We start from the raw sequence: 20630 nt of genomic DNA on the forward strand, positions 1-20630 counted from the left end.
TAAAAAGACCTGTTTTCATTTTAAAGTACAATTTTCCTATTGTGTTTAAAACATCACGTATTTTTGCAAACTTATGGATTCACTTACCCAAATCGTTTTAGGAGCCGCTGTTGGCGAGGCTGTTTTAGGCAGAAAAGTTGGCAATAAAGCCATACTATACGGTGCCATTGCAGGCACAATCCCAGATTTGGACATCTTTGCCTCCTATTTTACAGATACCGTGAATGCCTTGGCCATACATCGTGGCTTTACACACTCCATTGTATTTTCATTGGTATTTGCTCCCATTTTTGGCTGGTTGGTGTCACGATACGAGACCTACAAAAGCTTTAAGGACTGGTCTTGGTTGTTTTTCTGGGCGTTTTTTACCCATCCTATTTTAGATGCACATACCACTTGGGGCACGCAATTGTTTTGGCCTTTGGATTTAAGACTGGCATTCAAGACCATTTTTGTTGTAGATCCCCTCTACACCGTACCCTTTCTCATATTTCTAATCCTATGCATGTTTCAAAGGCGTGACTCCAAAAAACGGCGCCTTTATAACAATTTGGGTTTGATCATCAGTTCAACCTATCTCGCCTTGACCTTTCTTTTAAAAGGATTGGCGTTTACCCAATTTGAAGCGGCATTGAAAGATCAAAATATCGCTTATCGACAAATTGATACGAGACCATCGCCCCTAAATACCATTCTATGGAGTGCCAATGTGGAAACTGCAGACGCCTATTTGATAGGAAACTACTCGTTTTTTGATAGCCAAGCCATCCGTTTTGAAAGCTATCCGAAAAATCGGGAACTATTGGGAGATTTAATCAAGCATCCTAAGGTGCAGCAAATGATAGGTATTTCTGAAGGCTGGTTTACCATCTCTCAAATTGAGGGTAAACTTTATTATAACGATCTGCGCTTCGGACTCTTAAGCCTTCAACCCGGTTCCCAAAAATTTGTGTTTCGATATGAAATAAACCAAAATGATTCTGGAGAAGTCACATTTGAAGAAGCCCCTAAAAGCGGGCGTGACGGAAAACAATTAATCATTGATTTATGGGCGCGTATCAAAGGAAACTAATCACAAAGCCTTTTAATTACAGCAGTTTCAGGAAGCCAGACTTACCGATTGAAGCATTCAATTACGCTGCTCGGCACTGTCCTCGTCTTCCTTTTTCTTCCCGCTCATCACAAAACTGATCAATATGCCCACAAGAACCAAACAGACAACCCCAAAAATGGCGATCATGATGACCCCATTCGTCCAATTTTGCAATGCTATACTTTGAGCTACCATAATTATAGTGTTTAAATTTATTAGTGCTGTAAAACTAATAAAGCCACTAAGCAAAAAATATGATTTTTGTCAGTTAGAGTTTTTAATTGAACCAATAGTGCCTAATTGGGTCATCAAATCCTTTTACGCAAAGCGATAAAAAGCTCTTGACCCTTTCTGTTTTCTTCGGAATTGTAACAAGCCGACATCAAATCAATATGAAATAAGGGACTAAATAGTTCCAGGTAATCATTTTTATGACCTCCAAATGGTGGGTGATCCACGTAAAGTTCGGCATCGAATAAAAGTCCGACTAATTTTCCCTTTGGCGCTAGTAACTGTAGCATCTTTTTGGCATAATCGTTTCTCAAATTTGGATGTAACGCACAGAAAAAAGTTTGCTCTAAAATCAAGTCAAATTGGTCTTCCAGGTCAAAAAAGTTTTGCTGCAAAAGCTGATTTGATGGAAATGCTGGCACACGCTTTTTAAAACGCTCTAAAGCGGTTTCAGATAGATCCACAACAAAAACCTGATTAAAGCCCTTAGCCCATAAATATTCCGCCTCGTATGCGTTGCCCGCGCCGGGAATCAAAATGCGAAGTGATGTATCTTCAAGTTGATCGATAAACGCTTTTAGAGGTGGCGAAACCGTTCCCAAATCCCAACCCATATTTTGGTTTTTATAGCGTTGGTCCCAGTAGTTTTCAGATAAGTCTTCCATTAGTAATTGTTTCTAAACTTTTAAATTTTTAAAAATAAGGCTATTCCAAATTTATGAAACAGTGTTGTACAAGAAAAGACTCAAGACCCTACCTACCGCCAGGCAGGCAGGCGCTGCGCTTTAGGACCTAAGATATAAGACTAAAAAATTAGTTTGAAATTTAACTGCTTAGGACTTTATAACTGACTTAAAAGTAATATGAACTCTCGGAAAACAAACACATTCAGTTCTTGCTAAATACTAAGTAAATATATCTCGGAAAATGCCATTTATGAATATTAAAAGTTCATAATCTTCAGCTTATTTGTTAGCTATATTTGGTCTTTGTTCTTAGTTTTATGAGTCCCGATATCGGGACGGTCTTAATTCTTTTTTCTAAAATTCGAAAAACGAGGTTTCCGTAAAGGCATAAAATTGTTTGCCTTTTTTGGCTCTACTCATCGCCAAACCCGTGAATTCACTAAAGGCTGGCAAAATCAATTGGGTTGCAGAAACCTCATAGCAGGGCAATTTGATTTGTGGTCGTCCTTTTTGCTTGATGCGCACTCCTGGATGCAAATGCCCCGAAATGGAAAATTGCCGACTGGCTTTTGGCTCGTGTATGAATTGAAACGGAGGCATGAGCAACTCTTTTTGGCAACAGGAAATTTGATATGCTTCGTAAATATCATCCTTCAATCGGTCGTGATTGCCTTTGATCAATATGATCTCCAAATCTAAATTTTGATTGCGCCAATGCTTAAAATCAGCCATATCGGTATTGACTTCGGCATGGAACAAATCGCCAACCACGATGAGCTTTTTTGCTTGATAATGAGAAACTAAAAATTCCAAACGCTGCAAATCTTTCTGTTGAACCTTTGCCGAAATCGGAATCCCATGCCGTCTGAAATGTGCCGACTTCCCAATGTGTAAATCAGATGCGACCAGCGCCTGCTCCTTTTCCCAATACATGGCACGTAAGCTGGTAAGCGCTAAGACCTCGCCTTCTATGGTAATCTGCTCTTCTACTAGATTCATTCGTTAAAATTAAGTTGAAACTATGTACTTCAGTGTATCTCGCTTTAGCTTTTAAAAAGTTTTGCCACGAATTTCACTAACCAGTCTTGTCCGGTAGGCTGGTTTTCACAAATCCCCTCGTTCCCTGAAAATGCGTGCGTGAATTATTTACTATAGATTTCACAAATTCAACAGACTTTCAGTCCGTTTCAAGAAACCTATAACACTTTAATCAATAATGTATTAGTTTTTAGCCTTTCTAAACGTTTCCTTTTGAATGCGTTGGATGCGCTTGTCCAATTTCTCACTGCTAAGCGATTGTCTCAAACTATCCACTTTTATAGGAAAACTCAAGGGCGTAAAGGTATTTGTTTTTTTGATGATGAGTTTGCTATTATGAATGCGATCGAAAGCGTCCTTGAGTCGTACTTCCTCCAATTGCTGGTCAAAAACTTCAGTATAGGCTTGGCGTAATAAGAGATTATTAGGCTCATTGTCTTCCAAAACCCTAAAGATCAAACCCGAAGACGATTGCAGACTTTTATTATTCCGATTGGCACCGGGCATCGATTGTACCACCAAGCCAGAAATCACCGCGATGTCCCGAAACTTTCGCGAAGCCATTTCCGCAGCATTGATGCTGGCCACCACGTCTTCCATCAAATGCTCCTTGCTTAAAATAGTACGTACGTTGTTTTCATTCAACGGAATTTCTTGATCGCTCAATAATTCGAAGCCGTAATCATTCATGGCGATGGTAAAGGTCAAAGGCTCGATTTTACTGAGGCGGTAGGCAATCAATGCGGAAATGACCTCGTGCACCAATCGCCCTTCAAACGGATACATAAATAAATGGAAGCCTTCTTTGGTATCTATCAATTCCACCAAAAACTCATCTTCCCTGGGGATGTGTGAAAATTCACTTTGACGAGCTATCAACGGATGCAGAAAGCGCAATTCCCGTTCTTGTGTTCCTGGGTTGAGCGCGTCACTCAATTTCTTCCGAAGAAAATGACTCATATAAGAACTCAGCGGAAGCCGTCCGCCCATCCAACTTGGGGAAATCGCTTTTTTGGCTTTGCTCATTTTCACAAAGACAGTCATGTCCTTGATGTGCAGCAATTCCAAAACCCGTCCCGCTAAAATAAAGCTGTCGTTCGGTTTCAATTTTGATATAAAATACTCCTCAACCATGCCAATATAACCGCCAGACATGAATTTGACCCGCAGCATGGCGTCGCTCACAATGGCACCAATATTCATGCGGTGCAACATGCTAATGCGTCTGGACTTGACTTTATAGAGGCCATCGTCATCGAGAAAAACCTTATGGAATTCTTCATAAGACTTGAGTGTATTACCTCCTTGGGTAATGAATTGAATGGCCCAGGCAAATTCATCTTCGGTCATTAACGAAAACGCATGGGTTCGCTTTAATAAATTGTAGGTTTCTTCCGCCTTAAACCCTTCGCCAACTGCGAGAGTGACCATAAATTGTACCATCACATCAAAGGTCAAGACCATGGGTTGGCGAGCTTCTACTTTTTGTTCCTTGACCGCTTCCTTGAGCGCAGCAGCTTCAATGATTTCTAAGGAATGTGTGGGAATCATATAGATTTTCGAAACCTCGTAGGGCGAGTGACCACTGCGACCTGCGCGCTGCATAAATCGAGCAATGCCTTTTGCTGAACCAATTTGGATGACGCAATCCACCGGTTTGAAATCCACACCCAAATCTAAGGAAGAGGTACACACCACCGCTTTTAAAATACCTTCGGAAATGCTATCCTCAATCCAATTGCGCAATTTTTTATCGATGGAACCGTGATGGATGGCCAGAAGACCTGCGAGGTCGGGGTCGGCTTCCAAGAGGATTTGGTACCATAATTCCGATTGGCCTCGGGTATTGGTAAAGATGAGCGTGGTTTTGTTCGCATGAATGATGGGAATGATCTTAGACGCCATGCTCCTACCCAAATGGCCCGCCCATGGCAATACCTCCACCTCATCGGGCAAGACGGGAATGACCTTGATTTTCTTCTTTAATTTGGACTTAATCATTAAAGTTTTCTTTTCCGGATAGGGAATCAAAACCTTTGCAGCTTCCTCGAGATTGCCAATGGTCGCGGTAATGCCCCAAATACTTAGATTTTTAGAAAGTTGGTTCAATCTAGCAACTGCCAGCTCGGTCAAAATCCCTCGTTTGTTGCCCAAAAGTTCGTGCCATTCGTCAACAGCAACGCAGTTCAAGGATTTGAACCATCTCGAATTATTTTTCTGTGAGAACAATAAATGCAAGGTTTCTGGGGTGCTTATAAGAACATCGGGCATCAATCGCTCTTGTTGGCGACGAATCTTTGTGGGAGTATCGCCATTTCTTACCGCCACTTCCCAATCCAACCCGATTTCTTCAATTGCAGCGGTCATGGCTTTTGCCAAATCTTTAGCTAAAGATCGCAGCGGACTAACCCACAATAATTTGAGTCCTTTTTGATACTGTTCAGGATGGTTGAGATAATCAATGACGACTGCCAAAAACACAGAAAAGGTCTTGCCAAAACCCGTTGGCGCAACCACCATCCCGCTGCAGCCCTTGGCGTATTTCGCCCAGGTTTGCTCTTGAAATGGGAAAGGCAGATTTCCCTTGGTCGCCATCCAATCGGCAATGATTTGATAGCCTACGGAAGTTTTAAAGGTCTTGCTCAATTTGGGGACAGGATCAATTGTTTCACGGTTTCAATGGTATCTATTTCTTCAACTGGCTTGTCTTTTCGCCATCTGGAAATACGCGGAAATCGAAGTGCCACGCCAGATTTATGCCGATTGCTCAGCGCTATACCTTCGAATGCAATTTCAAAGACCAACTCTGGCTTTACGGTTCTTACGGGCCCGAATTTTTCGATGGAATTCTTTTTCACAAAACGACTCACTTCCAATATTTCTTCATTGGTCAATCCCGAATAGGCTTTCGCCACCGTTACCAAACCGTCGTCCTTTCTGACGGCGAAGGTATAATCGGTATAATGGGCGCTTCGTCTTCCGCTGCCTTTTTGGGCGTAAATCATAACCGCATCAATGGTAAGTGGGTCTACTTTCCATTTCCACCAATCGCCTTTCTTTCGGCCGGTGTGATACGGCGAATTTTTCTGTTTGAGCATTAAGCCTTCAGAATCTTTAGCTCTTGCTCCAGCGCGAATCGGGATGAGTTCCTCCCAAGTTTCCGCAGTAATGATTTCAGAAATGAATAAAGTTTTATTACTGGTGTTTTCCGCAGTAAATAATGACTCCAAAAGCGAACGTCTTTCCGCCAAAGCTTGCTCCCGCATGTCGTTCCCATTCCATTCCATAAGGTCGTAGGCGTAAAAACCTATGGGCACCTCTTCCAACAATTTTTTGGTTACATTTTTACGGTTAAGCCGTTTTTGGAGGTCGTTAAAAAGCAAAATCGCATTGTCTTTCAAGGCCAAAATCTCGCCATCAATCACAAAATCGCCTTCCAGTCTTTCAATCGCTGCGACCAACTCCGGAAATTGTTCGGTCACCAATTCCTCGCCTCTGGACCAAATAAAAATCTCGTCGTTGCGCTTTACTATTTGTCCGCGAATGCCATCCCACTTGTATTCCACCTGCCAAGCCTTGACATCGCCTAAATCGGTCAAGTCCTTTTCCAAGGCATAAGCCAAACAAAACGGATAGGGTTTGGAGTTGTCATAATTAATGTGCTCGCCTTGCAAGAGATCATCAAAACTGATTTCATTGATGTCCCAATTGCCGATGATGCTATGCATGAGCTGGTTGGCCTCAATCCCAGAGAATTTAGCCAAGGCATTGACTAAGGTTTTCTTGGAAACGCCCACCCTAAAGCTACCGCCAATGAGTTTGTTGAAAATCAGGCATTCCTGTGTTTCCAAACCCGACCAAGCCTTGCGCACGAAGCCTTCCTTTTCAGCATCAGATTTTGACTTTAAGTCCACAATCTCCTGCATCCAATGGCTAAAGGTTTTTTCAATATGATGTGTGGGTTCTGGCAACAAAAGCGCCATGGTTTCCCCTAAATCGCCTACCGTGCTGTAACTTTCCAGAAACAACCATTCAGGAATTCCTGCAACCTCCATGCACCATTGCTTCATCACCGTGGTTTTTATGGGGCGTTTGGGGCGTTTCCCTGTAAAAATCGCGATGAGCCAAAGCTTATCCTTATCGGGTGCCGTTTGAAAATACTCAACAAAAGCCGCGATCTTATCGTTGGTCTTATTGGTGATTTCCACCGCACTAATGAGTTTTGAAAAATGCTTCATCTGTTGGTTTTGATAAATAAATGTGAAATAAAGAATCTAGACCGTCCCGATAACTATCGGGACTTATAGAATATAGAACATAGACTTGAGCGTGACTAAACGATAAAATTCATATTTGGACAAAAAATTGTCCAACCGCTTTCGAAGTAATTATTTTTATAAAAAAATGCTACATAGTTCATGAGGCTTGTTTAGATTTAGGTTCCGCTTCGGTATCATCTTCGTTGCTGCCATATTCGGTTTTGACTTCTTCGGAAGGGATGCCGATTTCATTCAAATATTTGGAAAAAATCGCTTGGGAGCCGTGGGTCACGTAGACTTTTTCAGCCTCGGTCGCTTTTACTGCTTGAAGGAGTCCGTTCCAATCGGCATGATCACTTACCGGAAAACCCGCATCAACACTTTGCCAGCGTTTATTGCCCCGAATTTGCATCCAGCCCGAACATATCGCGGTAGCAGCATTAGGGATGCGTTTGATCATGTTAGACCCCAATAAAGCCGGTGGCACAATCACGATTTTATTCTGCACCTCTTTTTTATCCGTTTCAGCCGTCCATTTTTTTGTGGCAGGTAATTTGATACCTGTTGTGGCAATGGCTTCATTGATGTTGTGAATGGCGGTATGCACGTAAATCTCGCCCATGCCTTCCATCAGTTTCATTAGGCGCTGGGCTTTACCGAGTGAATAGCCCAAAAAGACGCTGGTTCGGTTTCGAGCCTGATTGTTCAACACCCAATCCTGCATTTTTTGTTGCAGCTCTTCTTCTTTCATCCAATTGTAGATGGGGAGACCGAAAGTGCTTTCAGTAATAAATTCATGGCATTTAACCGGTTCAAAGGGGACGGTGAGATAATCGTTTTTGACTTTATAATCCCCTGAAAAAACCACAACGAAACCTTTATGTTCCAATCTAATTTGGGCTGAGCCAATGGTGTGACCTGCAGGAAAAAAACCGACTTTAACGCCATTGATGGTCTTTTCTGAATTGTAAGGCATGCTTTCCACAGAAATATCCTGGCCAATACGATGTTTTAAAATGGCTTTAGAGTCGTCATGACAGAGGTAATGGCTCATGCCCCATCTCGCATGATCGGCGTGACCGTGGGAAATAATGGCAAAATCTACCGGAAACCAAGGGTCAAGATAGAACTTGCCAGGAATGCAGTAAATGCCTTTTTTTGTGAATTTGATCAATTTCAAGGGAACAAGCGTTTTCTATAAAGATAAGGCATTTTCAAGTTTTGGTGGTAGGCCAAATGGATAAGAGCAGAAATTAACTTGAAGGAGCTATTTAAATTTGAATGTAAAAACCTTATTCAAAAACACTACTGTTTTATATAAAAAATCTAATATCAGAAAGTTTGCTTTCGAACTATCAAGGTTTAATAAAATCACATTTTAAAAAATGAGCTTAGAAACAATGCTAAAATTTTTAATCTGTGAGTATCAGTTAAATCTGCGTTATCAGCGTTCCTAAATAAGAACTCTGATAACGCAGATTAATTAGATTTGCGCTGTTCTAAAAAGACCCGAAAACAACTCCTTTCTCGTGAGAGCCGGTTTGAAATGATTTCCAAAAAAATCACAAAGTCGTATCCCGTAAAATCAATTTGGTTTTGATGGTTTTGGTGGTGTGTGTTTTAGGCGTCCTGTCTTCCAGACGTGCGAGTAGCAATTCAACGGAAGCGCGTCCAATATCAAAGGTATGTTGGGACACGGTGGATAATTTAGGATCTGTGAATTGCAGCACGTTTTCATCTGAAAATCCGATGATACTCAAATCTTTTGGCACCTTTCGTTTGTGTTTGATGGCTTTTTGAAGCGCAATCACTCCAGAAACATTATCTATGGCAATAATGCCATCAATACTGTTGTCATCACGCAACAGCGATTCAATCTGTGCTTCTGCCGATTCGCCTCGCTTCAAACTCAATATTTCTGGGCCGCTGGAATAATCTGAAGCATCTTCCAAGGCTTTGAGATAGCCATTGGTTCTTAATTTCCCAACGCTCAATTCCTCAATATCACCAATGAGGACGATGTGTTTACGGCCTTCCTTCAGCAAATATTCGGTTGCCTCAAAGGCAGCACCAAAATCATCGATGATGACCTTGTCACATGCGATTAGATCTGAAACCCGATCAAACAACACGATTGGAATATTCTGTTTTAGGATGTCGTTGATGTGTTCTATATTATCCTTGATTTGGGTTTCTTCAGCAATGGATAGGATAAAACCGTCAACACTGCCATTAGAAAGCAATTGCAAACTATTATCCTCTTTGGAGCGCGTCTCATTAGACAAACAGGTAATGATATTGTAGCCATGTTTGGTGGCTTCCATTTCAATGGCATAGAGCGCTTTGGCAAAAAAGTGATTTAGGATATTTGGCACTATCACGCCAATGGTAAAGGTCTTACTCTTTTTCAAGCTTACCGCCAATTTATTGGGCTTGTAATTGAGATGCTTGGCCAAGGCCTTCACGCGTTCTATGGTATCTGGAGAAATTTCATCACTGTTATTCAATGCTTTTGATACCGTGGAAATCGATACGCTTAATTGCTCTGCCAAGTGTTTGAGAGTAACCATGGATTAATGCCTTTTGTTGTTTAGATTAGATAGTTGAAATAAAAAAGAGTGTACTTTTTTAAAAATACACTCTTTTTTAATAATAAATGGGATTATTTAATTTTTAATCAGTTTCACACTTTCAGAACCGCTCACGGTTGAGATTTTAGCAAAATAGATTCCCCTGTTTAAAGTAGAAGCATCTAACTCAACATTTAAAGCATTTGGGTTTAATGTCATCACACTTTTTCCTAGTACATCAAATACTTGTACTTGAGTAAGCTCTTTTTTAGCCTTAATCGTCCATGCATTGTTTGTTGGATTTGGAAAGACTTTGAAATCTGAAGCCACAAATTGATTGCTGCTTAATGTAGTAAACTCACCAAATTTGACATCATCAATATAAAAGAGGTCATCTGCCCCATCTGCGCTAGGTGCACCTGTAATATCGAAAAATATAACAATTCTTCCTAAGGTAGTAGGATCAGCAAATGCTGAAAAATCAAAGAATACCGTTTGCCAGTTACCTACATCCGTATAATTTCCGGGAACCTCTCTGTTAATACCTCCATTACCTGCATCTTCTGCTTTAAATAAAATTGGTATCGCTCTTGGGCCGCGTACTTTTAAAGCAAAGCCTCTATCATTAGTTGACAAATCCAAAACACTATTATTGGATAAGAGAAACTGTGCGTTTGCAAACGGTGCAACATTAATATTTTCAACTTGTAAAACAGTCGCGCTTGAATTAACGGCATCAGGATTATCATTTGTGACTTCTGTCACAGTCAAATCGCCTCCAGTAAAGTCTGAAGGTGTTTCGAAATCCACTAAAAAGTCACTTACAGTATTATCTCCGGTATCACAAGCATCAGGACAAGAACCACCACAATCGATACCTTCTTCGTCTCCGTTTTGAATACCATCGTTGCAAGTCGGCTCAGATGCTTCAGATTGCGTAATATCGTCAATGTAATAAGTACCACTCACTTCGATTGGAGGACAAGGATTTCCGCCACAGGGTGGGTCTAAATCAGGTTGGATTACCAAGACAGAATATTGTTCTGTACCAGTAAGGCCAGTTTGACCCGTAAAGTTGAATGTCACTTCTGTCCAAACACCAGCATCAGCTACGATTACATCCCTCTGATAAGTAGGGGCTCCAGTTTGCATTTGAAATCTCAATTGTAAGTTCGCTTTTGTTGACCAAATTTTCAAGGTAAACACGGTGCCATTTGCTAAATCAATTCCGGTAAAACTTGGTGCTTCAAAACCAAATCCACCACCAGCGTCCGCACCGCTTGGCTTATCTACTTGTAGAACTCTTGCCGAAGTGTTGATTCCCGTTGGATCAGGATTCTCAATATTGGCAAAAGTCAACCCTCCAAACTGAAACTGTGCCGTCGAGCTTGCGTCTTCAAAATCAAGTGGTAATGATTGGCTGAAGACAAAAGCCGATGCCAGTAAAAAAGTTAATAATGTAATTTTTTTTATGTCAGTATATAGTTTAATTAATTAATATTCATTCAAATTTTAGCATTTGAATTTTGATATTCGTAAATATAGTAAGTATAAATTAAGAAATACGCAAATTATACCGCAACAATTAACATACAACCTCATAAAAAAAATGGTTTGTCTCCTTTTTTCACTAAGCATGCTTATTTGCAAGGCCAAATCAAATATTTTTATTTCTGATTATTTTGGCCTTTTTTTAAATCTGTATGGTTAATGTTGTGGTATTTTCATCTAATGTATTGCTTACTCAAACGATTGAGTTGAAAAAAATGCATAAAAACTTAAGTAATTATTAAATGCTTGCCAACTAGCGCTCATAATCGAATCGCTTCCGTTATACAGACTAATCGATTCAACAACAGTCATAAAACCTAAAATTTCAACTTTTCATGTTTATCCCAGAGTCCCCAAAACGCACCAACATCGCCTTCATCTCCTGTTTTCCAAGATTCGTCAAAAGATGAAAAATAGAAAACATCAATGTTATCATTAGCTGACCATTTTTGGGTATTGATAAAATACCTCATTGCATTTTCTTCCGAAGACATGGCAGCATCCAAACTTCCACCTTGACTAGGCCAGCCAGTCTCTGTAATAATTACCTTTTTACCTCTACCTGCATCTATGGCTTGACCATACATTTGTTGCATATGACTGAGGGCATGATCAATATGGCAGCCTTCCCAATACGGATAACAATTGGCCAATACCACATCGCTCACATCCACCAACTCTGGATGCACTGTAAACTCATAGTAGGCATCCACATAACCAACGGTTACATCTGGAAGCGCTTGCTTTACGCGCTTGATGTACCCTAATAATTCCTCTAGGGTCAAATCTTTTCTATAAAGCACTTCGTTGCCAACTGCCGCAATATCAACAACGCCGGCTTTGCCCAACTCAATTAAACCATTTATTTCCTTTTCGTTCTCCTTCTTGTCACTGCTCAACCATGCCCCAACCAAGGTTTTCATACCCTGACGTTTCGCTATCCTAGGAATGTGCTCATTCCCCTCTATACAAGAAAAGGATCTTACCCATTGGGTATATGGTTTTATTATTTTTATGCGTCGTTCAACTTGTACTTCTGTAATAATATTGCCTGGCGTTTGCCCATCCTCATACATGCTGAAGCACAGACCGTGCATGCCGTTTTTAATCGTAGTTCTCCATAGGTCTTTAAGCTTATCTTCTGAGTAGTTGCTATAATCTACACCTACTTGTTCTGAATAATCTGCATGCTTTAAGACATAATCGTTGGCTCTTCTATAGGACATTGTATTTTATTTGAAATTGAATATTAAAGTTTTCCGCGTCGTTTAACTAATTCTGTTTTGATCTCTTTGGCTCTTTCCTCATTAAGACTATACTTCCACATCACTACGATTGCGATCCCAGCGGTGATAGAGGGTATCAAAATATCTGCAATTCTAAGATTCGTCATTGTATCGGCCGTTTGAGTTATAGCATCTTGATTGAAACCCACCAATTTAAGCACCAGGCCGCCCAATACTAGTGCAAGCGCCTGGCCTAATTTGACCATCCACCAGTAAATCGCACCGAAGGTACCCTCTTTGCGCGGCATCCCATTTTCTAATTCATCAAGATCACAAACATCTGCGGTCATACTCATCATCAACGTAAACAAACCACCAAGGCCAAAAGCCATAAAGGGAATTGGCATAAAGATTAACCAAGGGTTGTCTGGATCAAAGCCCCACCACTTTAAAATATATCCAATAATCGAAATGAAAGTGGAAACCACAAAAGCTGTTCTTTTACCCCAACGATCAGACATCCATGAAATTATTGGAATTACCAAAAAGGCCGTTACCACAGCTGTTATGGTAGAGAACCAGGCTGGCCAATTTCCTGCCGCAGCATAATCACCATTAAACATATAAAACACTATGATAAAAAAGCTAAACGATGCTACGAGTTGAAACCCATTAAACACTAAAAATGTGGCGCCACATAATTTCACAAACGGTTTGCTTTTTGAAACCTGCTTAATCCCTTCCCCTAAATCCTTAATGTTTGAAAAAAGCGTTTTTAAGGTGATTTTCTTTCTATTCTCCATACGAGCTGAATCGATGCCCCTACAAAAAATCGCAGGCAAGAGCCCAAGCACAATACATATCAAGCCTACAATAACAGATAGTTTACGAACGCCATTGGCTTGAAGTGACTGCAAAGTCATCTTAGCGGCTTCTTCAGTCCCTAGTCCCAATTGTGCAATCCTTGCAGTTTCTTCCGCTGTAATTGGCAACATATCGGGTGACGCAATAATGACCCAGAACCAAGGCACGATCATCCAAGCAATTTGACCAAGTATTTGAGAAAAAGCCATAAGTCTCGTGCGCTCATTGTAGTCTGAGGTCATTTCGTAACCCAACCCAATTAGAGGTGTCGCAAACATGGTATTACCTATTAAAAACACCATCGACAGGATTAAAAAATACCAAAAATTATAGTTTTGGGAGTTGTCTGGGTCTAGTTGCCATAGTACGGCAAATAAAATACCGCTCAAAATAGCCCCCACAAAAATATAGGGTCTTCTGCGCCCAAAACGAGAGTTGGTATTGTCTGATATGAAACCCATGATTGGATCTGTAATGGCATCAAATATTCTAGGAAGCCCGCCCAGCAAACCTGCTAAAAAGGGGTCCATGCCAAACGCAGTTAATAAAAAGAACATAAATATCCCCAAAGATCCTGGCAATAAATTGAGAACCAAATGCCCAGCGCCAAAAGAGAGTTTTTGACCTATTGGCACTCTATCTGGTAGCGGCGTTACTTCTTTTTTCATTTAATCATAATTTAGTTTGTGAGGATGGCGGTGTGCCGCTATTTATTCGGGATTACTATGGTTTGAATTGCCCTTTGACTTATTTGTAAGCCTATGGTTTGATCCTCCAGAGTGAGCTCAATTTGTTTAGGAGTGTCCGTCTCGTTAAATGCAACAACAACGTATGATCCATCAGGGTTTTTAACAGCTGTGGCCATGAGCTCATCATCAGAATTTTCTATCCCAATCCTCACTGCTCCTGGTCTTATGAATCTACTGAAATGGGACATCGTGTAAAATAGAGGCGTATAATAGACCTCATCAGTTTGGGGATCTACAATCACCGGCGCCACGCACCAGTTTTCAAACCAATTTGGACCGCCTTGTTTGTTGAGCACCATATTCCAATCAATCCAGCCGTCTACCCAATTGTTGAGGCAACCAATAATATCCCTGGCATAGCGATTTACTGGTGCATATTTTGGATGCAAATGTTTGTTTTCTGCCGTTGCCCAATCCCAGCCCCAATCTGTCGCTTCTTTTGACCAGTACCATTGGTCGTCTTTCCATTTTGGGACTTCGGAATCCACACAGCCTTCCGATTGAATGAGGTATTTATTAGGCGCTTTATTATGCGCATATTCTAAAGATTCTGGAAAAACATCATAAGTGCTTGCATACCAATGCACGGCAGTACCATCATAGTGTTTTGAGGACGCTTCATTGGCATACATCACATCGACCCAATGGTTTAGCTCTTCGCCACGGTTTTGATCATAGCCTAAAATCTTAGCATCATGCCCATCTTCTTCTAATTTTGGTCCTAAATGATTCTGGACGAAATCAGTCATTTCTTCCGCGGTAAAGTGCATACTCTCCCAGTTATTCGAATTTCCCAAAGGCTCATTCTCTACGGTAAAGCCCCAAACATCAATGCCTTCCGCTTTATAGGCCTCTAAATATTTTGAAAAAAATAAGGCCCAAGTGTCATAATACTTTGGCAATAGCTTTCCGCCAACATAACTGTTGTTATCTTTCATCCAGGGTGGCGCCGTCCATGGCGAAGTCAAAATTTTAAAGCCATCTTCAGAAATTGCCATGGCATCTTTTATCATCGGAATAAGATCTTCACGGTCTTCTTCTACGGAAAAATGCTCTAGGTTGACATCTCCTTCAATGGGTGCATACGAATAATTAGACAAGGAAAAATCACAAGAATTCATATGGGTTCTGGTCAAGGAATATTTCGCGCCATCATTGCCAAAATAGGCTTCTAATACTTCGTTGCGCTTAGCTTCTGATAGTTGATTAAGCAAATACGCTGAAGCTTCCGTAAAGGAACCACCAAAACCTGTTATGGTCTGAAATTTTTGCTTGGGGTTCAATTTGATGGAAACTGCATCCCCTTCCGAAGAAAAATGGGTTACTTTTTCAAGTTTTTTTCCGCTTTCAGAAGTTTCATATACTTCGAATTTCATTTTATTTGGTTCGGTTTTAGAATCCTGCTTACAATTTGTAATGACCAGTAAAACAAGAATAGAAATAAAAGGTTTTGATAGTTTCATGCGTCTTTAAATTTAATTCGGCGGTCTTTTACCGAGCATTTGTCTTGGTGTGTAACTTGACCTTATAAATGCCTAATGCAAGCGTGCTGCTATTTCTTGAGCCGTAGGTGGTACCAAAACAGTCTTCATTAGCTCCTGTTTATTCCCGCCATGGGTCTTAACTATGGGATTGCCATTTCTTGTTAATCCTTCAAAGCTGCCCTTGTCTACCAAATCCCAAAGCACGTATTTTGCTTGACCGTTGATTTTGAAAAGTCCAAAATGATTTTCTGAGCCGCCTGGATTTTCTGCATCTTTCCATTGTTCATCAAAGGCCTCAAAATAGAAACAGGACAAGCCCGCACTATCCGTCCAATCTCTCATGTGTTGGTAATAGAGGGCCTCTTTATATTCGTCACAAGCTTTAGAGCCGTTGGGGCCATACAAGCCGTTGGAACTTGATGCCCAACCGGTTTCGCCTATATGAATGGGCTTATTGACACCGAGACTTTCCATGTAATTCTTTACGCCATTGTATTGTGAAATGGCATAATTTTTAGCACGTAACATAGCGGCTTCAATTTTTTGCTCATCAGATAAGCGCATTTCAGATTTGGGCACTCCCCAAAATGAGGGATTGTAATGCGTATCATGCATAGGATAGGTATGCATCGAAATATAATCGACCGCATGGATGAGTTTATTTAAATCTTCGGTATGATATAAAGGATCTCCCCCGCCCCAAGAGGCAAAATTATCTGAACTTGTAATCCATAAATCCTTGGGTAGCTTATTCTCCTTTTTAAGACCTTGCAAATGGTTGACCCATTTTAAAATAACGCTTGGCTGCACGTAATAGGTTTCGGCCCATTTAACCATAGCTTCGTTGCCCACCGCAATGACTTTAACTATGTCTGGATATTCGTTGGCCAATGCAACCGCTTTTTCAATTTGAGGCTTATTGGCCTCACTTTCAACATTGTGATCTACCGGCTTATCTGTCCACGCATTTTTACAATCTATCCAAGCACCAAGCATCACATACATCTCAAAGTCTGGATCCTCTTTTTTCAAGGCGCTAATGGCTTTTAAGATATTGGTGGCCTCAGGAAGATGCACTTTGTAATTACGTATGATTTTGATGCCCATAGCAGACAATAATTTCATGTCCTCTTTGAGTTCTTCCAATGTAGGCTCAATATCTAAAGACTTCTCTCTATAAGCGCCAAATGAGATGGCAGGATAATCAGGATTACCCAAAATCTCCTTAGCCGTTAAATTTTCTTGTTCTTTCACTGTTTCCGATTGATTTTGCTCTTTAGCATCTTCTTTGCACGATAGGCAGCAAAGCATTGCCATGAGACCAATAATTGATAATTTTAAATACTTCATTTTTATTTTATTTTTTCACCGAAACACGATTGACATTTGTTGAAGTCAGCTTTAGGCTTAATTACAAATACCTTCCGTAACATAAACATTGACCTGTTTGACCTTATGATTTCTTTTGAAAATGTGTGAACTCATAACTTCATCTAAACTGAGGCTGTCATATGTTTTGGATGCTCCATCAACAAGCACAAGCTCAATACCTATTTTATTGCCGAGATGATAAATTATTGGGACTTGGCAGTAGGTAAAAGCCAACATGTGGGCATTCAATTTTATTTCATTAGTATTTTGAGCAACATCTATGTAGCTATAGACTCTAGACGATGTTAAAAACTCATTTGTTCTCAATAAGCAAGGATTGAAGTTTAGTTTGCCCTCATTAACAAAAACGCCCAGCTCCCCAATTCTTGATAAAATATCCTCTTTAACCTGACCAGTCATCCCTGGCTGTTGCGCTCCTTTACCAGCAGGCGTGTGCGAATAAGGATCTGTAGGAAAAGCACCATATAATTCAGGAGATTTATGGACACCGATACCTTCATTGATTTCGTAGTAGTGCTCTAAAAGTGAGCCAACCACGGCATCGCTCTGTTTCTCTCTAATAGCCCGCAGACAAACCTCTTGAACAGCATATTGTAATTTGGAAACCATATGCCAATAAATAGAACCTAATCCTTCATAGCCATAGAAGGTTCCCGACCGTCCTGTAAATGCCTTATGGTTAAAGACTTTTTCAAAAGTGGTTAGAAGCAATTGCGTTTCTTGTTCGGCTAACTCCTTGAATTCGGTTGATTTCAATTTGGAGAGCGCCTTCTTCAGGCTGTCTGCATTATTAAAGTTTCCGTTAAAGTGAAAATCGCCATTCACATCCTTCTCGACAATTGAGGTGTTCCCCTTTTCGTCAAGTTTTTTTATGAGTTGAGATTGATCAACAGCCTCTTTAGGAATGGTATTCTTTACCATAAACCCAGGCAACCCCTTATTGGGATAAAGTAAATAACTGTATTGATCTTCCCTAAATAGTTTGCTGCTTTTCATCGCATCCAATACGTCCAAACAGGTTTTAGAATCTAAATACCCAGAACTCAAGGCCGCAACCTGACCTTCCAGCATTTCCTCTAAATGCGATATGGAAATGCTCTGCTCAGATTCTACCGTCATCAAATTATAGGCGTGATATAACTTATCTTCCCTTTGATTGGCATCGATGCTATGCTCTAAATACTTTAAGCTGATCATTACTAACGCGCTAAGTTCGTCCAACTTGAGGGATTGCTTTTTGCCAGAAAATCCATCTTTATAGATTGCCATTCGGTAATCGCTTGCACTAGCGCCCAGTTGATCTAGAACCGCCTTACGCTGCGTATCATTAAAAGCAGCGTTTAGCAATGACTCGTGATTTTTGAACGCAGCGTACACCCCGTTGAAAAATATCAATAATTCTTCGGAAATGTGGACTTCCTGAACATCGGCCTTTGCTAAAATGCCTTCGAAATAGTGAAGAAAACGCCTTAAGTAATATAAGGTGACCATAGAGACACCGTTGCCTACTAATGCATTATTGGCATCGTTCCACTCTGGTCTTTGGGTATTTAACCAGATGCCAGCTTCAGGTATAAAGTTGGATAGTTTTGCTAAAACCGTAGCCAATAATTTCTCAATGAAATTAACCTTATAGATGGTATTTTCCTTAGATTTCAATAGTGCGCCATCTGCACCTAATTTCAATCGATCGGCTTCGATTTGCTCTTGAGCGTCCATATCAAAATCAATCGTATCTTTTGGATTTTTCAAAATCTCTTGATACGGTTTTATTCTGTAAGGCACATTGGCATAAACAAATAAGGACCTGTTGAAATAGGACTCCAACTTGCCTGGCTCATGACTTTCAATGAATTCGAGAAATTTTAGAAGATAAATAATTTGATGGTCACCCCAGTAACCAATGTAAGACCATGGATCGTCTGGCTCAATAATTTCCCAATCAAATCCTTCTTTTGTGACCCTGTAAGGGTTGTAACCATCAAAAGTACTTGCATTCAGAAATTTATGAATCATACTTTCAATAAACTCGGGGTAGGCATGCGCCAAAGCCTCCCAATTCTGAAAAATATCGCGCCAGTTGCCCTCGTAGTCCAAGATTTTTGAACCATCCTCCTCATTCGTTGTATTAATAGAGAATTTATTCCAAGGCCTACTAGGATCTCCATGTCTTCTGCTGAATTTCAAGGGCATGTATTCCAAACACAAGCGTTTGAAATCCATGTCATCACTTGAGCCCGCCATCCCTTTCAATTTTGACAAATCGAACGTCTCGGGTAAATCGTTTAATACGTCGGAAACATTTGAATAGACCTCTTGATTGGCTTTAGAAATATAATTTTTAAAGTCCCACTTTTCAATTTGGTAATTGTGATCAAAAATACCACCACGCATAATGTTGAAGAGCGTGTTTGCAAAATGTCTGGTATCGCGAAGCTTATCTGCTGTTAACTGCAAGGCATCTGCGCCTGCATTCAATTTATACAGATTCTCGGTACCTTTTTCTATGTCGGACCTAACATTAGCGGCTAGTTGTTTATTGCTTTTTATATCTTGAACCAGCGCTGCTATGGCCGAGTGGTTCTGATTAACGTTCCCAATAATCATCCACTCTTTTTCAGCATTTGGTTGTAAGCTCATTTCGGTGTTGATGAAATAAGCTCCTTTTTCAGCCTTAATATCTGTTTCTTGGGTGATTGCCTTGCCTTGGCGAAAATCCGCTACTTGTTTTGAAGACAGCAAGTATTTTACATGGTCTAAACCTAGAGACCATGCAACATTGGCTTTGAGCGCTTCGCTGGGTTCTGCCTTATCAACAATAATCGCACTCAAGGCGAAAATACCCAATCCTGCTTCCTCAACCAGTTCACTTCTTTTATAAGCATCTACAAGATTACTCACGCGCATTTGTGTTTCTGAAGGAACCCCGAACGGCAGAATATTCTGTAAACCATCCAAAACGGAAACCTTCTGTTCTGATGCTGAAGTATTGATCAGTTTAGACGTCTTCACAAACCCATAAGTATTGCTGGAGCTCCACTGGTAGCTGTAGGTGAGGTTTAAATCGTGATTTTCCTCTTCGAAGATGACCTTATTTCCGAAGGTGTTTTTATAGAGATTTCTAGTAATCTTATACAGCCCTTCATTACGTATGGAAAATGGCTCCCAAGTCTTTCTGCCTTCTTTGGTTTCAATAGCAAATATAGATTTACTGCCAGTGACCTCAACGGACTCTGTAATTTTATCATCTGTATAATAGGGAAATAAGGCATACTCGCTGTTCTTGCGACCAGCAGTAATACCGCCATTACTAGACACAAACAACCAATGATTTGCATCACTTACAATACTCATAAAAAAGGGTCGCATTTCATCATGATTGGTTATCTTAAAATAAGATTGACCATCAATTTTGACGTTTTTTAATTCAACTGGCTTTTTGTCTTGAATTTCTTGTTTCATTACACTATGACTTAATTTTATTTAG

At 40.5% G+C, this 20630-nt stretch carries 14 protein-coding genes; 1 reads left to right on the forward strand and 13 read right to left on the reverse strand.

Annotation, left to right across the window (positions count from 1 at the left end):
• Positions 1-73 precede the first annotated feature (73 nt).
• On the forward strand, positions 74-1072 hold the full coding sequence (locus ESY88_RS15935; RefSeq protein ID WP_147087588.1) for a metal-dependent hydrolase: 999 nt from the start codon (positions 74-76) through the stop codon (positions 1070-1072).
• 57 nt (positions 1073-1129) lie between these two features.
• Here the strand turns inward: ESY88_RS15935 and ESY88_RS21135 are convergent, their stop codons facing one another.
• From ESY88_RS21135 to ESY88_RS15995, 13 genes are all read right to left on the reverse strand, one after another.
• Positions 1130-1288 (reverse strand): hypothetical protein, encoded by a 159-nt coding sequence (locus tag ESY88_RS21135; RefSeq protein ID WP_189702624.1) that lies wholly within the window; start codon positions 1286-1288, stop codon positions 1130-1132.
• 113 nt (positions 1289-1401) lie between these two features.
• On the reverse strand, positions 1402-1989 hold the full coding sequence (locus tag ESY88_RS15940; RefSeq protein WP_147087589.1) for a methyltransferase domain-containing protein: 588 nt from the start codon (positions 1987-1989) through the stop codon (positions 1402-1404).
• Positions 1990-2364: 375 nt separating this feature from the next.
• Entirely contained in the window at positions 2365-3009 is a 645-nt protein-coding gene (gene pdeM, locus ESY88_RS15945; protein WP_147087590.1) for a ligase-associated DNA damage response endonuclease PdeM, read from the reverse strand.
• 222 nt (positions 3010-3231) lie between these two features.
• Positions 3232-5694, reverse strand: a complete 2463-nt coding sequence (locus ESY88_RS15950; RefSeq protein WP_262713113.1) for a ligase-associated DNA damage response DEXH box helicase — start codon at positions 5692-5694, stop codon at positions 3232-3234.
• A complete protein-coding gene (locus ESY88_RS15955) occupies positions 5691-7286 on the reverse strand; it encodes an ATP-dependent DNA ligase (RefSeq protein ID WP_147087591.1) in 1596 nt (531 codons plus the stop codon). Before ESY88_RS15955 ends, ESY88_RS15950 begins: the two co-directional genes overlap by 4 nt.
• A gap of 178 nt (positions 7287-7464) precedes the next feature.
• Entirely contained in the window at positions 7465-8487 is a 1023-nt protein-coding gene (locus tag ESY88_RS15960; protein ID WP_147087592.1) for a ligase-associated DNA damage response exonuclease, read from the reverse strand.
• Between the two features lie 382 nt (positions 8488-8869).
• Positions 8870-9877, reverse strand: coding sequence for a LacI family DNA-binding transcriptional regulator (locus ESY88_RS15965; RefSeq protein WP_147087593.1), 1008 nt, complete (start codon positions 9875-9877; stop codon positions 8870-8872).
• A gap of 96 nt (positions 9878-9973) precedes the next feature.
• On the reverse strand, positions 9974-11236 hold the full coding sequence (locus ESY88_RS15970; protein WP_147087594.1) for a T9SS type A sorting domain-containing protein: 1263 nt from the start codon (positions 11234-11236) through the stop codon (positions 9974-9976).
• A gap of 509 nt (positions 11237-11745) precedes the next feature.
• Positions 11746-12654: a glycoside hydrolase family 17 protein gene (locus tag ESY88_RS15975; RefSeq protein WP_147087595.1), complete on the reverse strand. Its 909-nt coding sequence runs from the start codon at positions 12652-12654 to the stop codon at positions 11746-11748.
• A gap of 23 nt (positions 12655-12677) precedes the next feature.
• On the reverse strand, positions 12678-14186 hold the full coding sequence (locus ESY88_RS15980) for an MFS transporter (RefSeq protein ID WP_147087596.1): 1509 nt from the start codon (positions 14184-14186) through the stop codon (positions 12678-12680).
• Positions 14187-14224: 38 nt separating this feature from the next.
• On the reverse strand, positions 14225-15730 hold the full coding sequence (locus ESY88_RS15985) for a glycoside hydrolase family 30 protein (RefSeq protein ID WP_189702625.1): 1506 nt from the start codon (positions 15728-15730) through the stop codon (positions 14225-14227).
• 72 nt (positions 15731-15802) lie between these two features.
• The gene (locus ESY88_RS15990; RefSeq protein WP_223270856.1) at positions 15803-17101 is read right to left on the reverse strand and encodes a glycosyl hydrolase family 17 protein; all 1299 of its coding nucleotides are present in this window, start codon (positions 17099-17101) and stop codon (positions 15803-15805) included.
• 57 nt (positions 17102-17158) lie between these two features.
• Positions 17159-20605 (reverse strand): hypothetical protein, encoded by a 3447-nt coding sequence (locus tag ESY88_RS15995; RefSeq protein ID WP_147087597.1) that lies wholly within the window; start codon positions 20603-20605, stop codon positions 17159-17161.
• Between the last annotated feature and the right edge of the window lie 25 nt (positions 20606-20630).

The sequence above is a fragment of the Subsaximicrobium wynnwilliamsii genome, assembly GCF_007997225.1.
Lineage (GTDB): Bacteria > Bacteroidota > Bacteroidia > Flavobacteriales > Flavobacteriaceae > Psychroserpens > Psychroserpens wynnwilliamsii.

Excerpts from the sequence above, each read along its gene's own strand:
- ESY88_RS15935 (WP_147087588.1), top strand. The coding sequence starts at position 74 with ATGGATTCACTTACCCAAATCGTTTTAGGAGCCGCTGTTGGCGAGGCT.
- ESY88_RS15995 (WP_147087597.1), bottom strand. The coding sequence starts at position 20,605 with ATGAAACAAGAAATTCAAGACAAAAAGCCAGTTGAATTAAAAAACGTC.
- ESY88_RS21135 (WP_189702624.1), bottom strand. The coding sequence starts at position 1,288 with ATGGTAGCTCAAAGTATAGCATTGCAAAATTGGACGAATGGGGTCATC.
- ESY88_RS15990 (WP_223270856.1), bottom strand. The coding sequence starts at position 17,101 with ATGAAGTATTTAAAATTATCAATTATTGGTCTCATGGCAATGCTTTGC.
- pdeM (WP_147087590.1), bottom strand. The coding sequence starts at position 3,009 with ATGAATCTAGTAGAAGAGCAGATTACCATAGAAGGCGAGGTCTTAGCG.
- ESY88_RS15955 (WP_147087591.1), bottom strand. The coding sequence starts at position 7,286 with ATGAAGCATTTTTCAAAACTCATTAGTGCGGTGGAAATCACCAATAAG.
- ESY88_RS15980 (WP_147087596.1), bottom strand. The coding sequence starts at position 14,186 with ATGAAAAAAGAAGTAACGCCGCTACCAGATAGAGTGCCAATAGGTCAA.
- ESY88_RS15965 (WP_147087593.1), bottom strand. The coding sequence starts at position 9,877 with ATGGTTACTCTCAAACACTTGGCAGAGCAATTAAGCGTATCGATTTCC.
- ESY88_RS15940 (WP_147087589.1), bottom strand. The coding sequence starts at position 1,989 with ATGGAAGACTTATCTGAAAACTACTGGGACCAACGCTATAAAAACCAA.
- ESY88_RS15985 (WP_189702625.1), bottom strand. The coding sequence starts at position 15,730 with ATGAAACTATCAAAACCTTTTATTTCTATTCTTGTTTTACTGGTCATT.
- ESY88_RS15975 (WP_147087595.1), bottom strand. The coding sequence starts at position 12,654 with ATGTCCTATAGAAGAGCCAACGATTATGTCTTAAAGCATGCAGATTAT.